General features: G+C 74.8%; 13 protein-coding genes, 1 tRNA gene and 2 pseudogenes. 5 read left to right on the top strand and 11 right to left on the bottom strand.

Annotation, left to right across the window (positions count from 1 at the left end; translation table 11 throughout):
• Nucleotides 1-91: 91 nt before the first annotated feature.
• Entirely contained in the window at nt 92-1,714 is a 1,623-nt protein-coding gene (locus ACGF0D_RS39700; protein WP_392924941.1) for a tetratricopeptide repeat protein, read from the bottom strand.
• A gap of 261 nt (nt 1,715-1,975) precedes the next feature.
• Between ACGF0D_RS39700 and ACGF0D_RS39695 the strand changes: the two genes are divergently transcribed.
• The 3 genes from ACGF0D_RS39695 (at nt 1,976) to ACGF0D_RS39685 (ending at nt 4,330) form a co-directional block, all read left to right on the top strand.
• Complete coding sequence (locus tag ACGF0D_RS39695) at nt 1,976-2,491, top strand: hypothetical protein (protein ID WP_392881289.1); 516 nt, start codon at nt 1,976-1,978, stop codon at nt 2,489-2,491.
• A 144-nt stretch (nt 2,492-2,635) separates the two neighbouring features.
• A complete protein-coding gene (locus tag ACGF0D_RS39690; RefSeq protein WP_392924940.1) occupies nt 2,636-3,541 on the top strand; it encodes a spermidine synthase in 906 nt (301 codons plus the stop codon).
• 330 nt (nt 3,542-3,871) lie between these two features.
• The gene (locus tag ACGF0D_RS39685; protein WP_392924938.1) at nt 3,872-4,330 is read left to right on the top strand and encodes a GNAT family N-acetyltransferase; all 459 of its coding nucleotides are present in this window, start codon (nt 3,872-3,874) and stop codon (nt 4,328-4,330) included.
• Nucleotides 4,331-4,391: 61 nt separating this feature from the next.
• Here the strand turns inward: ACGF0D_RS39685 and ACGF0D_RS39680 are convergent.
• The 6 genes and pseudogenes from ACGF0D_RS39680 to ACGF0D_RS39655 all read right to left on the bottom strand — a co-directional run.
• Nucleotides 4,392-4,697: pseudogene (locus ACGF0D_RS39680) on the bottom strand (transposase); the annotation flags it as partial.
• Between the two features lie 69 nt (nt 4,698-4,766).
• A complete protein-coding gene (locus ACGF0D_RS39675) occupies nt 4,767-5,675 on the bottom strand; it encodes a hypothetical protein (protein ID WP_392924937.1) in 909 nt (302 codons plus the stop codon).
• Between the two features lie 110 nt (nt 5,676-5,785).
• Nucleotides 5,786-6,232, bottom strand: a complete 447-nt coding sequence (locus ACGF0D_RS39670) for a DUF4442 domain-containing protein (protein ID WP_392881300.1) — start codon at nt 6,230-6,232, stop codon at nt 5,786-5,788.
• Nucleotides 6,233-6,414: 182 nt separating this feature from the next.
• A tRNA-His gene (locus ACGF0D_RS39665) sits at nt 6,415-6,490 on the bottom strand.
• Nucleotides 6,491-6,712: 222 nt separating this feature from the next.
• Nucleotides 6,713-7,315 (bottom strand): oligoribonuclease, encoded by a 603-nt coding sequence (gene orn, locus ACGF0D_RS39660; RefSeq protein ID WP_392881303.1) that lies wholly within the window; start codon nt 7,313-7,315, stop codon nt 6,713-6,715.
• An 886-nt stretch (nt 7,316-8,201) separates the two neighbouring features.
• Nucleotides 8,202-9,207: pseudogene (locus ACGF0D_RS39655) on the bottom strand (helix-turn-helix domain-containing protein); the annotation flags it as partial.
• Nucleotides 9,208-10,262: 1,055 nt separating this feature from the next.
• On the opposite strand from ACGF0D_RS39655, the gene ACGF0D_RS39650 reads away from it, so the two are divergent.
• Entirely contained in the window at nt 10,263-11,069 is an 807-nt protein-coding gene (locus ACGF0D_RS39650; protein ID WP_392924935.1) for a GNAT family N-acetyltransferase, read from the top strand.
• A gap of 235 nt (nt 11,070-11,304) precedes the next feature.
• Here ACGF0D_RS39650 and ACGF0D_RS39645 read toward each other — a convergent pair whose 3' ends face one another.
• Nucleotides 11,305-12,408 (bottom strand): HAD-IA family hydrolase, encoded by a 1,104-nt coding sequence (locus tag ACGF0D_RS39645; protein ID WP_392881308.1) that lies wholly within the window; start codon nt 12,406-12,408, stop codon nt 11,305-11,307.
• A gap of 1,090 nt (nt 12,409-13,498) precedes the next feature.
• Here ACGF0D_RS39645 and ACGF0D_RS39640 point away from each other — a divergent pair.
• On the top strand, nt 13,499-14,026 hold the full coding sequence (locus ACGF0D_RS39640; RefSeq protein ID WP_392924943.1) for a universal stress protein: 528 nt from the start codon (nt 13,499-13,501) through the stop codon (nt 14,024-14,026).
• Nucleotides 14,027-14,193: 167 nt separating this feature from the next.
• On the opposite strand, the gene ACGF0D_RS39635 is transcribed toward ACGF0D_RS39640, so the two are convergent.
• The 3 genes from ACGF0D_RS39635 to ACGF0D_RS39625 all read right to left on the bottom strand — a co-directional run bounded on the left by ACGF0D_RS39635 (nt 14,194) and on the right by ACGF0D_RS39625 (nt 18,805).
• Complete coding sequence (locus ACGF0D_RS39635; protein ID WP_392881310.1) at nt 14,194-15,384, bottom strand: acyl-CoA dehydrogenase family protein; 1,191 nt, start codon at nt 15,382-15,384, stop codon at nt 14,194-14,196.
• A gap of 182 nt (nt 15,385-15,566) precedes the next feature.
• Nucleotides 15,567-16,559 (bottom strand): hydroxymethylglutaryl-CoA lyase, encoded by a 993-nt coding sequence (locus tag ACGF0D_RS39630; protein ID WP_392924934.1) that lies wholly within the window; start codon nt 16,557-16,559, stop codon nt 15,567-15,569.
• Nucleotides 16,556-18,805, bottom strand: a complete 2,250-nt coding sequence (locus ACGF0D_RS39625; protein ID WP_392924932.1) for a biotin carboxylase N-terminal domain-containing protein — start codon at nt 18,803-18,805, stop codon at nt 16,556-16,558. The genes ACGF0D_RS39630 and ACGF0D_RS39625 overlap by 4 nt, the downstream gene beginning before the upstream one ends.
• Nucleotides 18,806-18,897: the final 92 nt, after the last annotated feature.

The raw sequence follows: 18,897 nt of genomic DNA, 5'->3' as shown, positions 1-18,897 counted from the left end.
CCCCACGGGGCGCTCGGGGGTCAGACGCCCTACGAACGGCTCAAGCAGAAGACCGAGACCCAGGTGTAACCGAGCTCCGGCAGATGCACACCTAGGCGGCCGCCGCCCGGTCGTAGTCGGTCAGGAAGCTGCGCACCTCGGGCACCGCGACGTGCGGGCGCAGCCGTCCGGCGGTGTCCGCGAGCATGCTCCGGATCCGGGCCGAGCGGACGGCGCCGAACAGTGCGACGGCGGCCGAGCCGTGGTGCGCCGCGCCCACCAGGTCCCCGCGGCCGAGCCGGTCGTGGGCCAGCTCGGCGGTGTACAGCACCCGGTTGCGGACGAAGTGCGGCTTCTGGAGCGTTATCGCCAGCCCCGCCTGCTCGCTGGCCCGGTCCCAGTCGCCGAGCGCCGACCAGCACTGCGACTGGAGGCCGGCGATCTCGGCCTCGCCGAAGAAGGACATCCACTCCGGGTCCTGCTCGGCGGGGCCCCGGTCGAACAGCGCGTACGCCCGGCCGAGCGCGCGCTCGCAGGAGCCGCGGTCCTGGAGCAGCGCCCAGGCGCCGGCCTCGCGCATGGTCAGCAGGGCGAGCAGCCGCTCGGAGCCCAGATCCCGGGCGGCGGCCTGCCCGGCCTGGGCGGCGCGCAGCGCCTCGCGCGGCCGGCCGGCGTCCCGGGCCAGGAAGGCGCTGTTGCAGAAGACGTGCGCCTCCAGGGCGGAGTCCCCGGCCATCCGGGCGGTGGCGAGCGCCTCGGAGTAGAACGAGCGGGCGTCCGCGAGCCGGTTCGAGTCATGGGCCAACCATCCGACGGAGATGGCGAGTTCACCCGCCCCGGCCTGCAGCCGGCGCTCCGTCTCCTCGGTGTACTCGCACTCGTTGAGCAGCACGTACGCGTTGCGCAGCGACTGCCCGGCGAGCTCGTACAGGGCGTCGGCGCCGTGCGCGTCGTCGGCCAGCCGGATCTCCCGGACGGCCTGTTCGACGCCGAGCACCTCGGCGGCGCCGACCCGGCGCATCGTCGCCACCGGCCCGGGCCGGCCGGGCACCAGCGGTTCGCCGCCGAGCAGTGACGGTGCGGCGAACTCCGCACCGGGAAGGGCGCCTTGACCGGTGAGCGCACCGGCGGCGCCGTCGGCGCGGGCCGGCAGGCCGGCGGCCGCGGCCGGTCGGTCGATGCCGATCACGGTGGCCAGCGCGGTGGTGCCGCCGGCCAGGAACGTACGGCGACGCACGTCGTCGTTCTCCTCGTCGAGATTGGGCGATCCATCGGGCCCCCGGGGCGCCGTCCCGGGGCGCGGCCACGAGGGCCCTTCCGGAGCGGCTGGATCCGCGTACGGCGAGGCAGCGTACGGGAGTTGAGTGGAGAGTGGTGAGCGCGGGGCGGGCGGGGGCGGGAACGTCGGGTGGAGCGGAGGCGGTTCGCTCCGCCCGCCGGGTCGGTCCGCCGGGCGGCGGCGGACGGAGGTCCGGGAGGCGAAGCCGAGGTCGGCGAGCGTGCGGTCCGGCCACATGTGCCGGAACACCCGCTCGTAGGCGTAGTTGGGGCAGCGGATCTCACCGGACTCGACCCGACCGACGTAGCGGGCGTCGCAGGACACGTGCTCGCCGATCTCGCGGGCGGCCCTGCGGACGGCCGTGGCGAACTCGCCGGGTGAACGGTCGCCGCGCAGCGCGCGCATCACGGTGTTGGGGGTCGGTCGGTTCGGCTCGGCCGGTGGGGTGGCTGCCATGGCGCCGAGAGTACTCGGAGTCACCGAGCGGCCACATTCGGTTTGCAGGACATCTGCCGTCAAACCGGGGCGAAGAGGGCGATGTTGCGGGATATCCGCCATGAAATGCCATGGCTTGCTGTAATGCGCCCCGTGGCCCGCGGTGCGCCCGCCGCGTTGTCCTGGTACGAGGAAGAAGCCCATGCCGTCGCCCGGCCCGTCCCAGCCCGGCGGTCCTCCCAACGGCTGTGCTTCAGGACCCGACGAGGTACAGGAGAGCCCATGATGGCCACCGGACTGCCGCAGTGCCGACCCGTCCGCGGGGGAGTACTGGCCGGCGCGTCCCCCGCCCTCCTCCCCGAACCCGCCGACGACCGGATGTCCGGCCGGGCACCGGTCGAGGGCGGCCGCATCCCCCGCGGTGGCCACCGGCGCGAGCGCACCACCCCCGACGAGGGCATCCTCGTCACCTCCTGCGACACCGTGACCGTCGCCCTGCGGCACGGCCTGGAGGCCGTCGACATCCTGAGACTGCGCCGCGCCTGCGGAGCCGTCCTGCAGAGCCGCAACGGCAGCACCGTCTCCTTCCTCGTCCCGGCCGGCACCTGGGAGACCTGGCACCTGCCCGGCAGCTCCTGTACCGCGGGCGCGCTGGTGCCCGCCGCCACCGACCCGCGCTGGGTGATCCCGCCCTCCGGCGCCGTCCGCACCGCGCGCCCCACCGACGCCTGGGTACTGCGCTCCGCCCTCTGCGAGGCCGCCTGCACACTCACCGCGGGCGGCCTCGGCCCGTTCTAGCGGCCTCGGCCCGTTCCGGCGGTCCCGGCCCGTTCCTGCGGGTGCGTTGTGCGGAGACCGCCGGGCCCGCCGACCTCCGGCCGGGTCCCCGCGGCACGCCCCCTGACCTGTGGGTGTTCCACTCCGGCGGCGATAATGGCCGGCATGGGACGAAGCAGCAGAGCCGCCCGCGGCAGTGAACCGGCGGCCACCACCGGACCGGGCGGACGCACCCACGCCCAGGGCCCGCTCAGCCGCCCCGTCGGCTCCGGCCTCGCCGAGCTGCGCCCCGACCGCGACCGCCCCGCCGCCTGGTCGCTGCTGATCGACGGCGCCCCGCAGTCCCTGGTCGACCTCGCCGACCCCACCCACCTCGGCTTCGAGTACCAGCGCCGGCTCGGCCACCTGATCGACCTGGTCGCCCCGCCCGGCCGCCCGCTCACCGTGCTGCACCTCGGCGGCGGCGCCCTCACCCTCGCCCGCTACACCGCCGCGACCCGGCCGCGCTCCCGCCAGCAGGTCGCCGAGATCGACACCGCGCTCACCGAACTCGTCCGCACCGAACTCCCCCTGGAGCGCGGCTGGCAGATCAAGGTGCGCGGCGCGGACGCCCGCAGCGTCCTGGAACGCACCCCCGAGGGCAGCGTCGACCTGGTGATCACCGACGTCTTCTCCGGCGCCCGCACCCCAGCCCACTGCACCACCGTCGAGTTCACCACCCTCGCCGCCCGGGCCCTCGCCCCCGGCGGCTGGTACACCGCCAACATCGCCGACGGCGGCGCCCTGCCCTTCGCCCGCTCCCAGGTCGCCACCCTCGCCGCGGTCTTCCCCGAGCTCTGCCTGATCGCCGACCCCGCCGTGCTGCGCGGCAAGCGCTTCGGCAACCTGATCCTGGCCGCCGCCCACACCCCGCTGCCGATCGCCGACCTCACCCGCCGCGCCGCCTCCGACTCCGCCCACGCCCGGGTCGAACACGGCCGCGCCCTCACCGACTTCGCGGCCGGCGCCATTCCGGCGACGGACGCCACGGCGGCCCCGTCCCCGGAACCGCCGCCGGGCGTGTTCCGCTGACGGCCCGCCCGGATGGCGCCGGGCTCGTGCTGTCGGCGTGGTGTCGTTCCCGCCCCGTTCGTGTGGCCGGGGTCGGGGCTCGGTACGGGCGGGTGCCGGCGTCGCTCCGGCCGCGGTCGCCGGGGCGCCCAGGCCGGAAGCGCCGACCCGGGCCTTCCCACCTGTCGGTCCACCGGGCGAGCCGTCTGCCGTCATGCCTCTCTGGGGTTCGCGAGGTCCCTCGTCCGCCCTCGTCCGCCGGCCGGGCGGCCCGCCGTAAAACCGTTGGCGGACGACGGAATCGCGGCCGACAATGGCGCTGCCGTCCGGCCGCCGACCCGAGGGGGCGTCATGGAGATCAGACCGGCCAGGCCGGAGGAGGCCGCGCTGCTCACCGGCATCGCGCTTCGGGCCAAGGCGTACTGGGGCTACGACGAGGCGTTCATGGCGGCCTGCCGGTCGGAGCTGACCGTGGACGCGGACGTGATCGAGCGGTCGGCCACGGTGGTGGCCGAGGCCGACGGGCAGGTGCTGGGGTTCGTCTCGCTGTCCGGCGCACCGCCGACCGGGTCGCTGGACCAGCTCTTCGTCGAGCCCGAGTGGATCGGCCGTGGCGTCGGCCGCGCGCTGTTCGAGCGGGCTCGGGGCCTGGCCGTGGCGCTCGGCCTGCGCCGGCTCACCATCGACTCCGACCCGAACGCCGAGCCGTTCTACCTGGCGATGGGCGCCACCCGGATCGGCAGCATCCCGTCCGGCTCGATCCCGGGCCGTGAACTCCCGCTGCTGGCCCTGGACCTGGAAGTGTCCTAGGGCCCAAGGCCTGTCTCTTTGACCGATGCCGGACTCGCCCCGTCCGCAGTCGCCCTGTGTGGGCGCCGGAGGAGTGCTGGTGGGCCCGGCACACGGTGGAGTCCACCGAGGCGGTCCAGCCGATGTCGTCGTCGGCGTCCGCCTCGGCCGGTACGGCCGCGAGGACCCGACGCCCTGTGCCCTCGACCGCCCGGCGCGGCAGGCGCTTGTGTACGGTCCGGAACGACCCCGACTCCTCCGGCAGGCCCCGCCATGGCGAGCACGTGCCGTACCGCCATCCGATCGCTTCCAGTGGGCGGCGATGCTCCGCCCATCGCCGCCCACGGACCGGATCGGCCGGCATCAACGGCTCGATCCGGTCCCGCATCGGATCACTGATCACCAACCCGATCGTTCCCGGGCCGCGGCGCCGCCGCTCGAGCGGGCCCGGGAACGATCAGTGCCCGCTGGGCAGTCCGCGGTGCTTGCACATGGCCGCTCCGGTGAGCAGCAGTCCGGCGGCGATGGGGGCGAGGACGGCGGTCGCGGTGGCGGAGCCGTGGCCGGAGGTGGCGGCCGTGGCGGTGTCGACGACGGCCGGCGTCTCGGGTGGGCCGCCGCGGCCCGGTGCGGTGGGAGCCGTGGGGTCCGCCGTCCTGTCCGGATCGGCGGTGGGGCCGGTCTGGTCGGCGGCGGTGGCCACCGCCTCCTGGACCAGTGGTTCGGCCGCGGCCCCGCGCTGTCGGGGAAGGGCGGGAAGGGCCGCGTCGGTGCGGCGTCGGGCAGGGTCGGACAGGTCGGCGGCTCCGCCCTCGCGGGAGACGCGGGGGCCGTCGGGCCGGGCCCGGGCGGGGTCGGTGCCGAGCAGGCCGGAGGCGAGCGCGAAGGCGTCGGGGACGGCCGCCCGCTGGCCGGGCAGGGGCAGGCCGCCAGCCCGGATGCGTTCCTGGAGGGTGCCGCCGACCGCCCCGGTGACTCCGGTGATCCCGGGGAGGTCCTCGACCGGGCCGTCGTCGGTCGGCCTCCCGGTGGGCCCGGGGGAGTGGTTCGGCGGCGCGCCCGTCGAGGGGCCGGACCCGACGGGGCGTTCGGCTGACTGCCCGTCGAGGGCGGGACCGTCGAGCGCCGGCCGGTCGAGTTCCGGTGCGGCGTGCGGTGCGCGGCGGACGGCGGGTCGGGCCGGGTCCGGCAGCGGGTCGACGGTGGCCGCGTACGCGGGGGCGCCGAAGCCCCAGAGTTGCGCGAGCAGGGCCCCGGCGGTCGCGACGGCGCGGGGGCGGGGCAGCCATCGGGCGATCCCGCGGCGGGCACCGGCGACGCCGCCGGGGGCGGGTTCCTGGGGCTTGGTCGCGTGATTGGCTCGCACGTGAATCGAGAACGAGCCGGTGGGCGGTGAGGTCACGCCCGCCGTCACGGACAGTCATCGAAAGGGTGGCCCCGGGGCCGGCGTTCCCGGGGCCGCCGACCGCGCGGCGGTCAGGAGTTGGGGCGCAGGGTCCAGGTGACCGTCATCACGCCGGTGACGGCGCCGTCGGCGCGGGTGATCTCGACGGTGACCGGGAACTCGGGGCGGCCGCCGGCGTCCAGCTCGGCGACGACCTCGGCGGCCGGGCGGCCGAGCACGGCGGTGGCGGTGACGTCGCCCATGGCGAGCTTCTTGTACGCGATCTCGGCGTTGACGGCGAGCGGCACGGCCCGGGACAGCTGGTCGCCGAAGGCGGCGAGCACGATGCAGCCGCTGGCGGACTCGGCGAGCGTGAACATCGCGCCGGCGTGCGGGCCGCCGACGTGGTTGTGGTACGCGGGCTGGTCCGGGAGCCGGAGGACGGCGCGCTCCGGGGTGGTCTCCAGGTACTCCAGCTTGAGGGTGTGCGCCATCGGCACGGTGTCGTCGAGCAGCTTGCCGATCATGGGTGTGGTCATGGCGTTGATGTTACTAGCCAGTAGCTTCCGGTGGCAGGGGTCGACTCGAAGCCGACCGGCCGGGCGCGTGTGAGGGAGCGCACATCCGGCTGGGAGGGCGGGCAACTGAGGCCGTGCACAGCTGAGGGAGTGCGAAAACGCCTGAGGGGCCGATCTCTTGAAGAGATCGGCCCCTCAGGCTCTGGGGTGAGTGACGGGACTCGAACCCGCGGCCACCTGGACCACAACCAGGTGCTCTACCAACTGAGCTACACCCACCATCTGTCCGGTCCGTTCCCGCTCTCGCGTTCCCGTTCCGACAGGAAGAACTCTACAGGATCCGAGAGGGTGCTCGCGCCAGGGTTTCGTCCCGGCGAACGCGGGCACCCTCTCCGGTCCTCCGGCAGGGGTTCCGACGGGGGTTCCGACGGGCACGTCCGGGTGCTGCCGCCGGGCAGGTCCGGGGCGTTGCCGCCGACGGCCCGCCGGGCGGCCCGGGGCTCAGCTCGCCGGGGCCTGGTACTTCCCGGCGATCGCCCGCGCGGTGTCGGCGTCCGGACCGGGCTGTGGGACGAACACCGCCTCGCGGTAGTACCGCAGTTCGTCGATGCTCTCCCGGATGTCGGCGAGCGCCCGGTGGTTCCCGCCCTTCTGCGGGCTGTTGTAGTACGCCTTCGGGTACCAGCGGCGGGCCAGCTCCTTGATCGAGGAGACGTCCACGATCCGGTAGTGCAGGTGCTTCTCCAGGGCGGGCATGTCCCGGGCCAGGAAGCCGCGGTCGGTGGCCACCGAGTTGCCGCACAGCGGGGTCTTCCCGGCCTCCGGCACGTGCTCGCGCACGTAGGCGAGCACCCGCGCCTCGGCCTCGGCCAGGGTCACGCCCTGCTCCAGCTCCTCCAGCAGCCCGGACGCGGTGTGCATCCCGCGCACCACCTCGGGCATGTTCGCCAGCGCCTCCGCCGGCGGCCGGATGATGACGTCCACGCCCTCGCCGAGGATGTTCAGCTCGGAGTCCGTCACCAGCACCGCGACCTCGACCAGGGCGTCCTGGTCGAGGTCGAGGCCGGTCATTTCACAGTCGATCCATACCAAACGGTCATTCACACAACTCACCCTACGGCGCGATCACGCGCCGCGGGGACCGGTGGAGCCGAGCGGGGTGCCTCGGTCTGGTGCTCCTCCGGCCCGTCGTGCGTGCCGAGCCCGTCCGGGTGCTCGCCCTCGCGGCCGGTCCGGACGGCGTGGCCGTCCCGCCCGGTCCGAACCTCGCGCGCCGCCCGGGCGCCCTCGGCCGCGGGCCGGCCGACCTGACCGCGGACCTGCGGAGCCCGGGCCTGGCGACCGCGGAGGTCACCCTGGCCGGCACCCGGCTGCCCGGTCGGGGCCGGTAGCCGTCCGCCGGCCGCGCCGTGACCGCGCCCGGCCGCACCCGGCTCGTCCGAGGGCCGCTCGGCCGCGCTCCGGTGCCCCTGGCCCTGGCCGCGCACCCCCGGCTGCGGGAGGCCGTCCTCCGCCGCCGCGTGCTCCGCGGTGCGCGGCGGACGTCCGGTCCCCGCCCCCGCTCCCGGTCCGGCCTGCGGCGGAACCACCGGCGGCCGCAGCGGACCGCGCCCGGCCGCACCCTGCTGCCCGGGGTGCGACTGCTGCGCGGCCTGCTGGTGCGGGTACGGCTGACCGGCGCGGGCGTGGAAGGCCTGGCCGGTCGGCGTCCCGACCTGGCCCGGACCGAACCCGCCGGGCTGTCCGTGTCCTCCCGGCTGGCCGTGCCCGACCTGCTGACCGTGTTGCCCGTGCTGACCGTGCGGCACCGGCTGCCCGTGCGGGCCGACCGTTGCCGGCACCCCCGGACCGGTCGGGAACGGCTGCGCCGACGGCACACCGTGCGCCCCGCCGAACAGCGGCCCGCCCGCCGGCGCGACCGTGCCCGCAGGGTGCGGCAGCGCTCCGGGCAGCCGCAGGTCGCCGAGCGCACCGTTCGGCGCGGGCGGCTGCTGGCCGGGACGGCGGGCCCGGTAGCTGGTCCGGTACGCGGCCGGGGAGACCCCGAGCTGGCGGCGGAAGTGACCGCGCAGCGCCACCGGCGAACGGAACCCGCAACGGCGCGCGACGTCGTCCACCGACAGTTCCGAGGTCTCCAGCAGCCGCTGGGCCTGGAGCACCCGCTGGGTGATCAGCCACTGGAGCGGCGCGCTGCCGGTGAGCGTGCGGAACCGCCGGTCGAAGGTGCGCCGGCTCATGTACGCGCGAGCCGCCAGCACCTCGACGTCGAACTGCTGGTTGAGGTTCTCCAGCGCCCAGGTGACCACCTCGGCCAGCGGATCGTTGCCGATCTCCTCCGGTAAAGACTGATCGATGTACTGGGCCTGTCCTCCACCGCCGCGGCGGCTCGGCACCACCAGGCGGCGGGCCAGCGCGTTGGCCGCCTCGGCGCCGTGGTCGCTGCGCACCACGTGCAGGCACAGGTCGATGCCGGCGGCGGTGCCGGCCGAGGTGAGCACGTCGCCGTCGTCGACGAACAGCTCGCGCGGGTCGACGTGGACCCGCGGGTAGCGCTTGGCCAGCGTCGGCGCGTACATCCAGTGGGTGGTCGCCGGGCGGCCGTCGAGCAGGCCGGCGGCGGCCAGGACGAAGGCCCCGGTGCAGAGCCCGATGATCCGGGCGCCCTCGTGGTGGGCCTTGCGCAGGGCGGTGATCGCCTCGACCGGCGGGGGCTGGGAGATCGAGCGCCAGGCCGGTACGACGATCGTGCCGGCCCGGGCGAGCGCCTCCAGGCCGTACGGCGCGGAGAGGGTCAGGCCGCCGGTGGTGGCCAGCGGGCCGTCCTCCCCGGCGCAGACCAACAGGCGGTAGCGGGGCACCCCGGCGTCCTGGCGGTCCACGCCGAACACGGAGAGCGGGATGGAGCTCTCGAAGATCGGGGCGCCGCCGAAGATCAGCACCGCGACGGTCTCCCGACGGCGCCGGCCGGACAGCTTGCGGGGTGCGGAGGACGTCACCGGGGTCGGGGAGCCGTTCGCGCCGGGCCCGCCGTGGCTCAGCGGGCCGTGGCCGTGGCCCGTGCCGGAGCCGAGCGCGAGACCGCCGAGCGGGCCGGCGCCCGGCCCGGGGGCGGCGACGGGAGAACCGTTCGGGCCCGGGGCACCGCCGTAGCCGGGGTGGCCGGAATGACCGGGGTGGGCGAGGTGTCCGCCGTAGCCCGGGTGGCCGGAATGGCCGGGATGGGTGGCGTGCCCCGGGTGCCCGGGGTGGCTGGAATGGCCCGGGTGCTCGCCGCCGTAGGGCTGCCCGGGGTTGACGGCGCCTCGACTGACGGACTGTCCGCCGAAGGGCTGTCCGCCGAAGGTCGGGTGCCCGCCGTAGGCCGGCTGGCCTCCGTAGGGGGACTGGCCGCCGTAGGGCGTCGCCGTGCCGTGGTCGGAGGCGGCCGGGGGCGCACCGGGGCCGACGCCCGCGCCCGTCCCGGGGGAGGGCACCGCGGAGTACGAGGAGTGCGAGGCGGCGCCCGGGGTGCCGGAGGTGCGGGTGGTGGCGATCGCGGCGGTGCCGGTGCTTCTCGCGGACCGACCCGCGCCGCCGGCTGCCGCCTGGCCGCTGTCAGGACCCGCGTCGCTCCTGCTCACCCTGCTCAAGGCGCTCAAGCCCCCTCGGTGGTGTGGTGTGGGTGGTGCGGCACTGCTAGCCAAGATCGAAATCTATCGGGTGGACCATTGCCGTTGTGACAAGTTCACCATCCGACGCTATGTCGACATGGCAATTTGGCGTGATGCATTCGATCACGAAGCGTGGCACCCGTCGACCTTTCTGGGAAGAGGGCCGGGGCAACGGTGGCTGGTTGTCGCGGGGCGCTTCCTGGGGCGTCCGGCTCCGGTGCGCCCGGCCGACAGGTCTGGACTGCGGATTTGCCCAAGCGGGAGGGACCGACGCGAAATTGACCGAAAATCGGCGGTGCACGAGGGGGCGCACGTGGAGAAGTCGTGCGCCTCCCAGGCTTCATCCGGCCAAGCCCGGCACGGCAGAACCGGGAACCGGACCGCCGCGTTACGGTCCTGCCGTGAACACCAGCAGCCGGCTCGAACGGGCCAACGACAATGCCGCCGCCTTCTGGCTCGCCCAAGCCCGCGTCCACGGCTGGCGATCCCGCACCCGCCCGGGGCTGACCGCCGTCCGGTGCGCCCGGACCCCGGACGACGCGCACCGCATCGTGGTGACCCGCCCCTACGAGGAACCGTCATCCCTGGAGCAGGAGTTGGCGGACCTGATGGTTGAGTGGTCGACCATACGCTGCACCGTGGAGGACCCGTACGGCGGGCTCGACCTCTCCGGCCTCGGGGCCACGAGGATGCCGATCATGCCGGTGATGGTCCGGGACCCGGGGCCGGTCGAGGGCGAGACCACCGCCCTGCCCGTGGTCTCGGAGGCGCACGGGGGCGGCGTCCTGACGGTCGATGAGGCACGGGACGGTGACAGCTTCGCGATGGTCGAGCGGACGATCGTGGAAGGCTTCCCGCTGCCCGCCCGACAGCCCTGGGCCCGGGGCGAAGCCCTCCCGGAACGGCTGCTGGACGTGCCCGGCTGGCGGGGCTGGCTGGGCCGCGTCGACGGCGCGGTGGCGGGCACCTGCCTCACCTACGACGACGGCCGGGCCACTGGCGTGTACTGGGTCGCCACGCTGCCCGACCGACGCGGCCGGGGAGCGGCCCGCGCCGTTCTCCGGACCGCCCTGGCCCACGCGCACCCGGACCGTCCGGCCACCCTGGTCGCCACCTCGCTCGGCGAACCGCTCTACCGCAAGCTCGGCTTCGTCGAGGTGGCCCGAACTTGCTGGTGGACCCGTACGTCGGCGGGGGCGGCGGAGTAGCGGGGGCCGGTGGGGTAGCCGGGGCCGGGGGAGCCGAGGCTGGTGGGGTAGCCGGGGTCGGCGGGGAGTCGAGGCCGGTGGGGTGGGCGGACGGCTGACTGCCGGCGCGCGGTGGGTGGCGGCGGCACGGGGTCGGGGCGCAGCAGTCGCGCTGCAGTAGGGGTGCCCGGAGCCGGACCGCGGTGGGTGGTAGGCGGTAGGCGCGGTAGGGGTGTTGAGGGGTGGGGCAGGGGCGCTACTGGCCGGCCGCCACGGCGGCAGGGGGAGCGGTCGTGGACGCGGCCGTGGTCGCCACGACGGCCGGTGCGGTGGCCGGTGCGGCTGCGGGTGCGGCTGCGGGTGTCGGTGCTGTTGTGGGTGCGGGGCGGAGGGCGTCCGGGGCCGGACCGGGGCCGCCGCCTGCCCTCGTTCCGGAGCCCGCCCCGGAGCCGGAGCCGGCCCCGGCGATCACGGCAAACCCGCCGGATCGGTTTCGGACACCGGGCCGGCCTGCGGAGACGGGTTCGCCGAGCGTCCCGGTTGTTGCGGGAACGGATGTGCTCGGGCCCTCCGGGGCGGCCAGCGGGGAACGTGCGCCGGACCGCGCGCCGACCGGCGCCGTCGCGCGTACCGGCACTCCCGCCGCGGCCTTCCGGAGCCGCCGGTCGGAGTGGACGTCCGGCCGGGGCGAGGGCGCGTTCCGTGCGGCGAGGACCTGGCCGACGGCTTCCGGCAGGCCGGCCGCCTTCAGCGTCGGCCGGTAGCCGCTCTCCGCCCACGGTCGACCGTGGTGCAGCCAGACGCTGCGCAGCCCGGTCAGTTCGGCGCCGGCGATGTCGGCGGGTGCGTGGTCCCCGATCATCCAGGTGTGCTCGGCCCAGTCTCCGGTGGGGGCGATGCCGCACCGCTGGGCGGCCATCTCGAAGATCAGCGGGTCCGGTTTGACGCAGTCGGCCTCCTCCGAGATGACCCAGCCGTCGACCAGCGGGCCCAGCCCGGTCCGTCGGATCTTCTCCAACTGCGGCCGGGTGCCGCCGTTGCTGACGATCCCGAGCGTCCACCCGGCCGCCCGGGCGGCCCGCAGCGCCTCGATGTGCCGGGGCGGGCAGTGGATGTGGGAGTTGATGCCGCGTCGATAGTGGGCAATCAGGAAGTCGGCGGTGACGTCCAGCCCGTAGCGGCGCCGAACCGCCGACAGTACGGTGCTGCGCGGAACGTAACCGCCCCCGTCGAGGGTGACGAACCAGTCGAGGTCGCCCGGGGGGAGGCCGTGTTCGGACAGGAAGTCCTCTGCCCAGGCCCGGTAGGCGGCGTCCCGGGGCAGCAGGGTGTTGTCGAGGTCGAACAGGAGCAGGGGCATGCCAAGCATGGTGCCAGCGGCCGTGCCTATGCACGTGGCAAATGCCAGTCGGCGTCCCGAAGCCGTACGGAGTGGCTGAAACGGCCTCCGCACCTCCGTGGCGGGCGGTGGCGCACGCGGCGGTTGGGCCTGTTGGGGCAGGTCGGACGTCACGGTTCGCGATCGGTGGCAACGGATCGTCGCCGATCCATGACAGTCCGGTCACGGTGTCCCGTGGGGCTGTTGCGCCGTCCGGTCCGGTCCGTCAAGCTCCTGGGAACCTCCTTTCCGGCTTTCCGGAGGGGGCGCGATCGCCTGTGGACGGGGCGCACCGCCAGGGCGGGCGCATCCCCCTTTCGCGGGAACAACGTCGCTCGGTGGCTTCCTCGCTGGGCGGGGCCCCAGGCCCGTCGTACTCTGAAAGGAACAGGTCACATACGGTGCTGCGCGGCGCAGACCGACGTCATCCCGTGGGCGGGCCTGCTGCCCGGGCAGCGTTGTTCTCCTCTCCTGTCGGCCCCTCTCCATCGAAGAGCCGTGAGCCATGGCTGGTTTTGAGCCTCCCCGACCGGTTGAACCGGACACGTCCCGCAGTGCGGGCCCGGAAGGTGGTCCTGCCTCCGATCGCTCCGACGGGCGGGCCGGGGTTCCTGCCGGCCGGCGTAGTGACGACCACCGTGAACACCAGCGCGAGCACCGCGGTGAACGCCTCGGCGGCGACCGCGGCGACCGCGGTGAAGGCAGCGACCACAGTGACCGCAGTGACCACACCGACGGCGCCGACAGCGATGCCGACGGACGGGCCGAGGCCCGTGCCGAGGCTTCGGAGGGTGCCTCGGGCGTACGGACCGCACGCGAGCGGCCCGACGCCGCCGAAGGCGCCGAGGCGGCCGGAGCGGCCCGTGTGGCCCGGTCGGCCGACGAGGCTCAGTCGGCGGAGCCAGGAGAGCCCGGCCCCGGGCACGGCGGCCGCGACGGCGCTCCGGGCTTCGCTCGCGCTCTGCGCGGCCTCGCCCGTCGGGGCAGCCTGGCCCGGCGCGACCGCCCAGGGCCCCGCCAGCGGCGTGGCGAGCCCCCGGCCGACCCTGCGGGGGCTCCGGTGACGGGTCGCATGGGTCCGGGCGCCGAGCGCCCGGAAGCAGCCTCCGGCGCGGCCGGTCCGCTGGGCGGGCACGCCGAGCCGACCGGGCAGGACGCCCCGGCGCCGTCTCTCGACCCGGTGTTCCAGCACGGCGTGGTGGTCGGCTTCGACGGCTCGCTGTCGAGCGAGCGCGCCCTTGCCTACGCCGTCGGCATGGCGCGCCGCTCGCAGTGCGGCCTGGTGATCGTGCACGTCGCCAACCGCCTGCCCGCCACGGTCTGGGCAGGCTGCGAGCCGCCCGTCTTCGTCGACCTCCCCGACCACCGGACGGAGGTCCTGGGTCTGGAGCTCGCCTGCGCGGACTTCCTCACCGGCGTGCCGTGGATCCTGGTCGAGCGCGGAGGGGACATCTGTCACGAGATCGAGGAGGTCGGCCGCGAGTACGCCGCCGACGCGATCGTCGTCGGCACGACGCACGGCCTGCTCGGCAAGATCTTCGGCTCGGTCTCCGGACGGCTGGCGCGGCGGGCCAACCGCCCGGTGATCGTGATCCCCTGAGGCCTTGTGCCTGCGGCTTCTCCCGAAGCCTCCGTGAGGTCTCCTCCTGATGCCTCCTCCGCCGCGCTGCTCCCCAACTCTCGTCGGGGGGCAGCACGTTGACTGGCGTGCCGGCCCGGTGGGTGTGACGTGGCGCGGCTCAGGAGGCGACCATCAGGACATGGTCGTCACGAACCGATGCCGAGCTCCCGGGCGATGAGCATGCGCTGGACTTCGGACGTGCCCTCCCCGATCTCCAGGATCTTGCAGTCGCGCCAGAACCGGGCGACCGGGAATTCGTTCATGAAGCCGTACCCGCCGTGGATCTGGGTAGCCTCGCGGGCGTTGTCGACGGCGGCCTCGGACGAGTACAGCTTCGCGATCGCGGCCTCCTTCTTGAACGGTTCGCCGTGCAGCAGCCGGGAAGCGGCGTCCCGCCAGGCCAGGCGGGAGGTGTGGGCGCGCAGCTCCATGTCGGCAAGCTTGAACTGGATGGCCTGGTTGGCGCCGATCGGCCGGCCGAAGGCCCGGCGCTCGCCGGCGTACTTCACGGACTCGTCGACGCAGCCCTGGGCCAGGCCGGTGGCCAGGGCCGCGATCGCGATGCGGCCCTCGTCGAGGATCCGCAGGAACTGGGCGTAGCCTCGGCCACGCTCGCCCAGCAGGTTGGCCGCGGGAACGCGGCAGTCGGTAAAGGACAGTTCGCGGGTGTCGGATGCGTTCCACCCGACCTTCGAGTACTTCTTCGAGACCTGGAAGCCGGGGGTCCCGGTGGGCACGATGATGGAGGAGATCTCCCGTACAGGCGAGCGGAATTCGCCCTCTTCACTCGAACGAGCGATCGGTTCGGTGAGCGCGGTGACGGTGACGAGGCCGGTGATGTCGGTGCCGGAGTTGGTGATGAAGCACTTGGTCCCGTTGATGACCCACTCGTCGGTGGCCTCGTCGTACCGCGCCGTGGTCCGGGTGGCCCCCGCGTCCGAACCGCCCTCCGGCTCGGTGAGGCCGAAGGCGCCGAGGAGTTCGCCCGAGGTCAGCCGGGGCAGCCACTCGCGCTTCTGCTCCTCGGTGCCGAACCGGTAGATCGGCATCGCGCCGAGCGAGACGGCGGCCTCCAGGGTGATCGCCACCGAGGAGTCGACGCGGGCGAGTTCCTCCAGGGCGAGGCCGAGGGCGAAGTAGTCGCCGCCCATGCCGCCGTACTCCTCCGGGAAGGGCAGGCCGAAGAGCCCCATCCGCCCCATCTCGCGGACGATCTCGTACGGGAACTCCTCCCGCTCGTAGAACCCGCCGATCTTCGGCGCCACCACGTCCTGGGCGAACTCCGCGACGGTGCGCCGCAGTTCCTCGTACTCGCTGCTGAGCCTGTGGTCGAGCATGGTGATCCTCCTGGCGCCCGGCCGGGTCGGCCGCGGACGTGAGCGGGATGACCGGCGTCCGTCGGACGGTATGACGGACGAACGGTGTGACTGAGGGATTGGTGTCGAGCGATGCGGGGTGGTGCGCGGCGCCGGCCGGACGGTGCGGGCGGCCGGCCGGCGCCGGGGAGGGAGCGGGCGGGTCAGCTCCCGGAGGAGCCGAGCAGCGCCTGGACGGTGCGGGACGGGCTCGGGCGGCCGAGGCGATCCGCCATCCAGCCGCTGGTCGCGACGAGGGAGCGCAGGTCGACGCCGGTCCGGACACCGAGCCCGTGCAGCATCCAGACCAGGTCCTCGGTGGCCAGGTTGCCGGTGGCGCTCTTCGCGTACGGGCAGCCGCCCAGGCCGCCCGCCGAGGCGTCCACCGTGGTGACGCCCTCGCGTAGCGCCGCCAGGGTGTTGCTGAGCGCCTGGCCGTAGGTGTCGTGGAAGTGCACGGCGAGCCGCTCGACCGGGACGCCGGCCCGCGCGAAACCCGCCAGCAGGGCGGTGACCTGGCCCGGGGTCGCCACCCCGATGGTGTCGCCGAGGCTCAGCTCCACGCAGCCCAGTTCCAGCAGCTGCACGCCGTACCGGACCACCTGCTCGACCGGGACGGGACCCTCCCACGGGTCGCCGAAGCACATCGAGAGGTAGCCGCGGACCGCGACCCCGGCCTCGGTGGCCCGGGCCACGACCGGGCGGAACATCTCCATGGCCTCGTCCGCCGAGCGGTTGAGGTTGCGGCGGGCGAAGGTCTCGGTGGCGCTGGCGAACACCGCGACGTCGGTGGTGTGGTGGGCGAGCGCACGGTCCAGACCGCGCTCGTTGGGCACCAGCACCGGCAGCCGCAGGCCGGGGTGACGCTCCGGCAGGCCGGCGAGCCGGGGGACCAGCTCCTCGGCGTCGGCCAGCTGCGGTACCCACTTCGGGTGAACGAAGCTGGTGGCCTCGACGGTCCGCAGCCCGGCGGCCGCGAGCCGGGCGATGAACTCGGCCTTGACCTCGACCGGCACAAGGGACTTCTCGTTCTGCAGGCCGTCGCGCGGCCCGACCTCGTGGATCCGGACCTCCTCGGGCAGGCCGGGGGCGCGGACCGGGTCGGGCAGGCCCAGGTCGAGGGCGTCGGGCTCGCGGGCGGGGACGGGGGCCGTCACGACCGGACCTCCGCGGGTGCGGCGGTCGGCACGGCGGGGCCGTCCTCGCCGGCCGCGTCCTCGACCGGGGTGACCACGACCAGCAGGTCCTCCATCGCGACGGTGGCGCCGGCGGAAGCCCGCAGTTCGGCCACCACGCCGTCGTGCGGCGCGGCGATCACGTGTTCCATCTTCATGGCCTCCAGCACGAGCAGGGGCTGTCCCTTGCGGACCGTCTCGCCCACCGTGGTCTTGACGACGGTGACGGTGCCGGGCATCGGGGCGGTCAGGGCGCCGTGGTGCGCGCCGGCCCCGGCGGCGCTCTCGACGACCGGGTCGTAGGCGTGCAGCGGCCAGGCGTCGCCCTCGACACCGAGCCAGGTCACCGGTCCGGCGGCGAGGCCGGGGGTGGCGTCGGTGGCCAGCGAGAACGTGGTCCGGAGGCCGTCGACGGTCAGGTGCAGCCGGTCGCCGGCCAGGGCCGCGCGGGCGCGGTGCGCGGGGCCCTCGTCGAGCCGGAGCTCCAGTTCGCGGGCGGGCCCACCGGAATTGTCAGTGGCATCGGCTACGTTGCCCGCAGTGATCGGACGGATGCGCACCGACACCGGATCCTGGCCGGGGGTACGGAGTCGGTGGGTGGTCCAGGCGGGGGTGCCGCCCAGGCGCCAGCCGGAGGGAAGGGAGAACGGGTCGGTCCAGCCGTCGGGATCGGCGGGCGGAGCGAGTTCCAGGTGCCGTGCCAGCGCGGCCGCGTAGTAGAGGAGGTGAGCGGGCGACGGCGGTTCGTCCGCCGCGGGCGCGTCAGAGGCGGTCGCGTTCGCGGGGGAGTACGGCGCGGCGAGCAGGGCCGGCTGCTCCTGGGCCGTCCGCTCCACCAGGCCGGTGTCCAGCCGACCGGCGGCGACCTCGGGGTGTGCGAGCAGTCGGCGCAGGAAGCCGGTGTTGGTGGTGACGCCCAGGATGCGGGTGTCGGCCAGTGCCGCGCGGAGCCGGCGCAGCGCGGTCGGGCGGTCGGGCCCGTACGCGATGACCTTGGCGAGCATGGGGTCGTAGGCGCTGGTGACGACGGTTCCGGGGGCCACCCCGGAGTCGACGCGGATGCCCTCGCCCCGGGGCTCGTCCAGGGTGAGGATGCGGCCGCCGGTGGGCAGGAAGTCCCGTTCCGGGTCCTCGGCGCAGATGCGGGCCTCGATGGCGTGGCCCAGGAAGGAGATGTCGGACTGGGTGAAGGTGAGTGCTTCGCCGGCCGCGACGCGCACCTGCCACTCGACCAGGTCGAGGCGGTCGGCGTCCGCGCCGACCGCGACGGCGAGCTCGGTGACGGGGTGTTCCACCTGGAGACGGGTGTTCATCTCCATGAAGAAGAAGTCCCGCACCCCCTCGGCGGGGGAGGCGGGGGCGTCCGGGTCGATGCCGGGGACGATGAACTCCACGGTGCCGGCGCCGGTGTAGCCGCAGGACTCCGCGGCGCGGACGGCCGCGGCGCCCATCGCGGCACGGGTCTCGGCATTGAGCAGAACGGAGGGAGCCTCTTCGATCAGTTTCTGGTGGCGGCGCTGGAGGCTGCACTCGCGCTCGCCGAGGTGGACGGTGGTGCCGTGGGCGTCGGCGAGCACCTGCACCTCGATGTGGCGCGGCCGGTCGACCCAGCGCTCCAGCAGCAGGGTGTCGTCGCCGAAGGCGGTGCGGGCGACCCGGCGGGCCGCGGCGATCTCGGTGGGCAGGTCGGCGCTGTCCCGCACGAGGCGCATGCCCTTGCCGCCACCGCCGGCGGACGGCTTGAGCAGCACCGGGTAGCCGATCTCGTCGGCGGCGGCGACGAGATCCTCGTCGGTGGGCGCGGTGGCCTGGCTGCCGGGGACCACCGGCACGCCGGCGGCCCGGACGGCCTCCTTGGCGTTGATCTTGTCGCCCATCAACTCGACCGCACCGGGAGGTGGTCCGATGAAGACGAGGCCCGCGTCGGCGCAGGCGCGGGCGAAGCCGGGGTTCTCGGCGAGGAAGCCATAGCCGGGGTGGACGGCCTGGGCGCCGGTGCGGCGGGCGGCGGCGAGGATCTGGTCGGTCCGCAGATAGGTCTCGGTCGCCGAGCTGTCGCTGCGGTCGGACGGGCCGAGTCGGACCGCGACGTCGGCCTCGCGGACGTGCGGCGCGTCGGCGTCCGCGTCGCTGAACACGGCGACCGAGCGGACGCCGAGCCGCCGCAGGGTGCGGATCACCCGGAGGGCGATCTCGCCGCGGTTGGCGACCAGAACTGTGTCGAACATGGGAGGCGTTCCTCCGGGTCGAGGGGAGCCGTACGAAGGAGGTGGCGGATGGGCGATCGGGGCGCCGGCCCGGGTGGGCCGGCGCCGCGGGG

Origin of the sequence: Kitasatospora sp. NPDC048298 (assembly GCF_043201465.1) — a bacterium.
Lineage (GTDB): Bacteria > Actinomycetota > Actinomycetes > Streptomycetales > Streptomycetaceae > Kitasatospora.
The sequence above is the reverse complement of the archived record's forward strand: the minus strand, read 5'-3'. Positions and strand labels throughout refer to the sequence as shown.

Bases quoted from the DNA above. Each gene is read 5' to 3' on its own strand.
- ACGF0D_RS39690 (WP_392924940.1), top strand. From the start codon at position 2,636: ATGGGACGAAGCAGCAGAGCCGCCCGCGGCAGTGAACCGGCGGCCACC.
- ACGF0D_RS39700 (WP_392924941.1), bottom strand. From the start codon at position 1,714: ATGGCAGCCACCCCACCGGCCGAGCCGAACCGACCGACCCCCAACACC.
- ACGF0D_RS39625 (WP_392924932.1), bottom strand. From the start codon at position 18,805: ATGTTCGACACAGTTCTGGTCGCCAACCGCGGCGAGATCGCCCTCCGG.
- ACGF0D_RS39645 (WP_392881308.1), bottom strand. From the start codon at position 12,408: ATGCCCCTGCTCCTGTTCGACCTCGACAACACCCTGCTGCCCCGGGAC.
- ACGF0D_RS39635 (WP_392881310.1), bottom strand. From the start codon at position 15,384: ATGCTCGACCACAGGCTCAGCAGCGAGTACGAGGAACTGCGGCGCACC.
- ACGF0D_RS39670 (WP_392881300.1), bottom strand. From the start codon at position 6,232: ATGACCACACCCATGATCGGCAAGCTGCTCGACGACACCGTGCCGATG.
- ACGF0D_RS39695 (WP_392881289.1), top strand. From the start codon at position 1,976: ATGATGGCCACCGGACTGCCGCAGTGCCGACCCGTCCGCGGGGGAGTA.
- ACGF0D_RS39685 (WP_392924938.1), top strand. From the start codon at position 3,872: ATGGAGATCAGACCGGCCAGGCCGGAGGAGGCCGCGCTGCTCACCGGC.
- ACGF0D_RS39640 (WP_392924943.1), top strand. From the start codon at position 13,499: ATGGGTCCGGGCGCCGAGCGCCCGGAAGCAGCCTCCGGCGCGGCCGGT.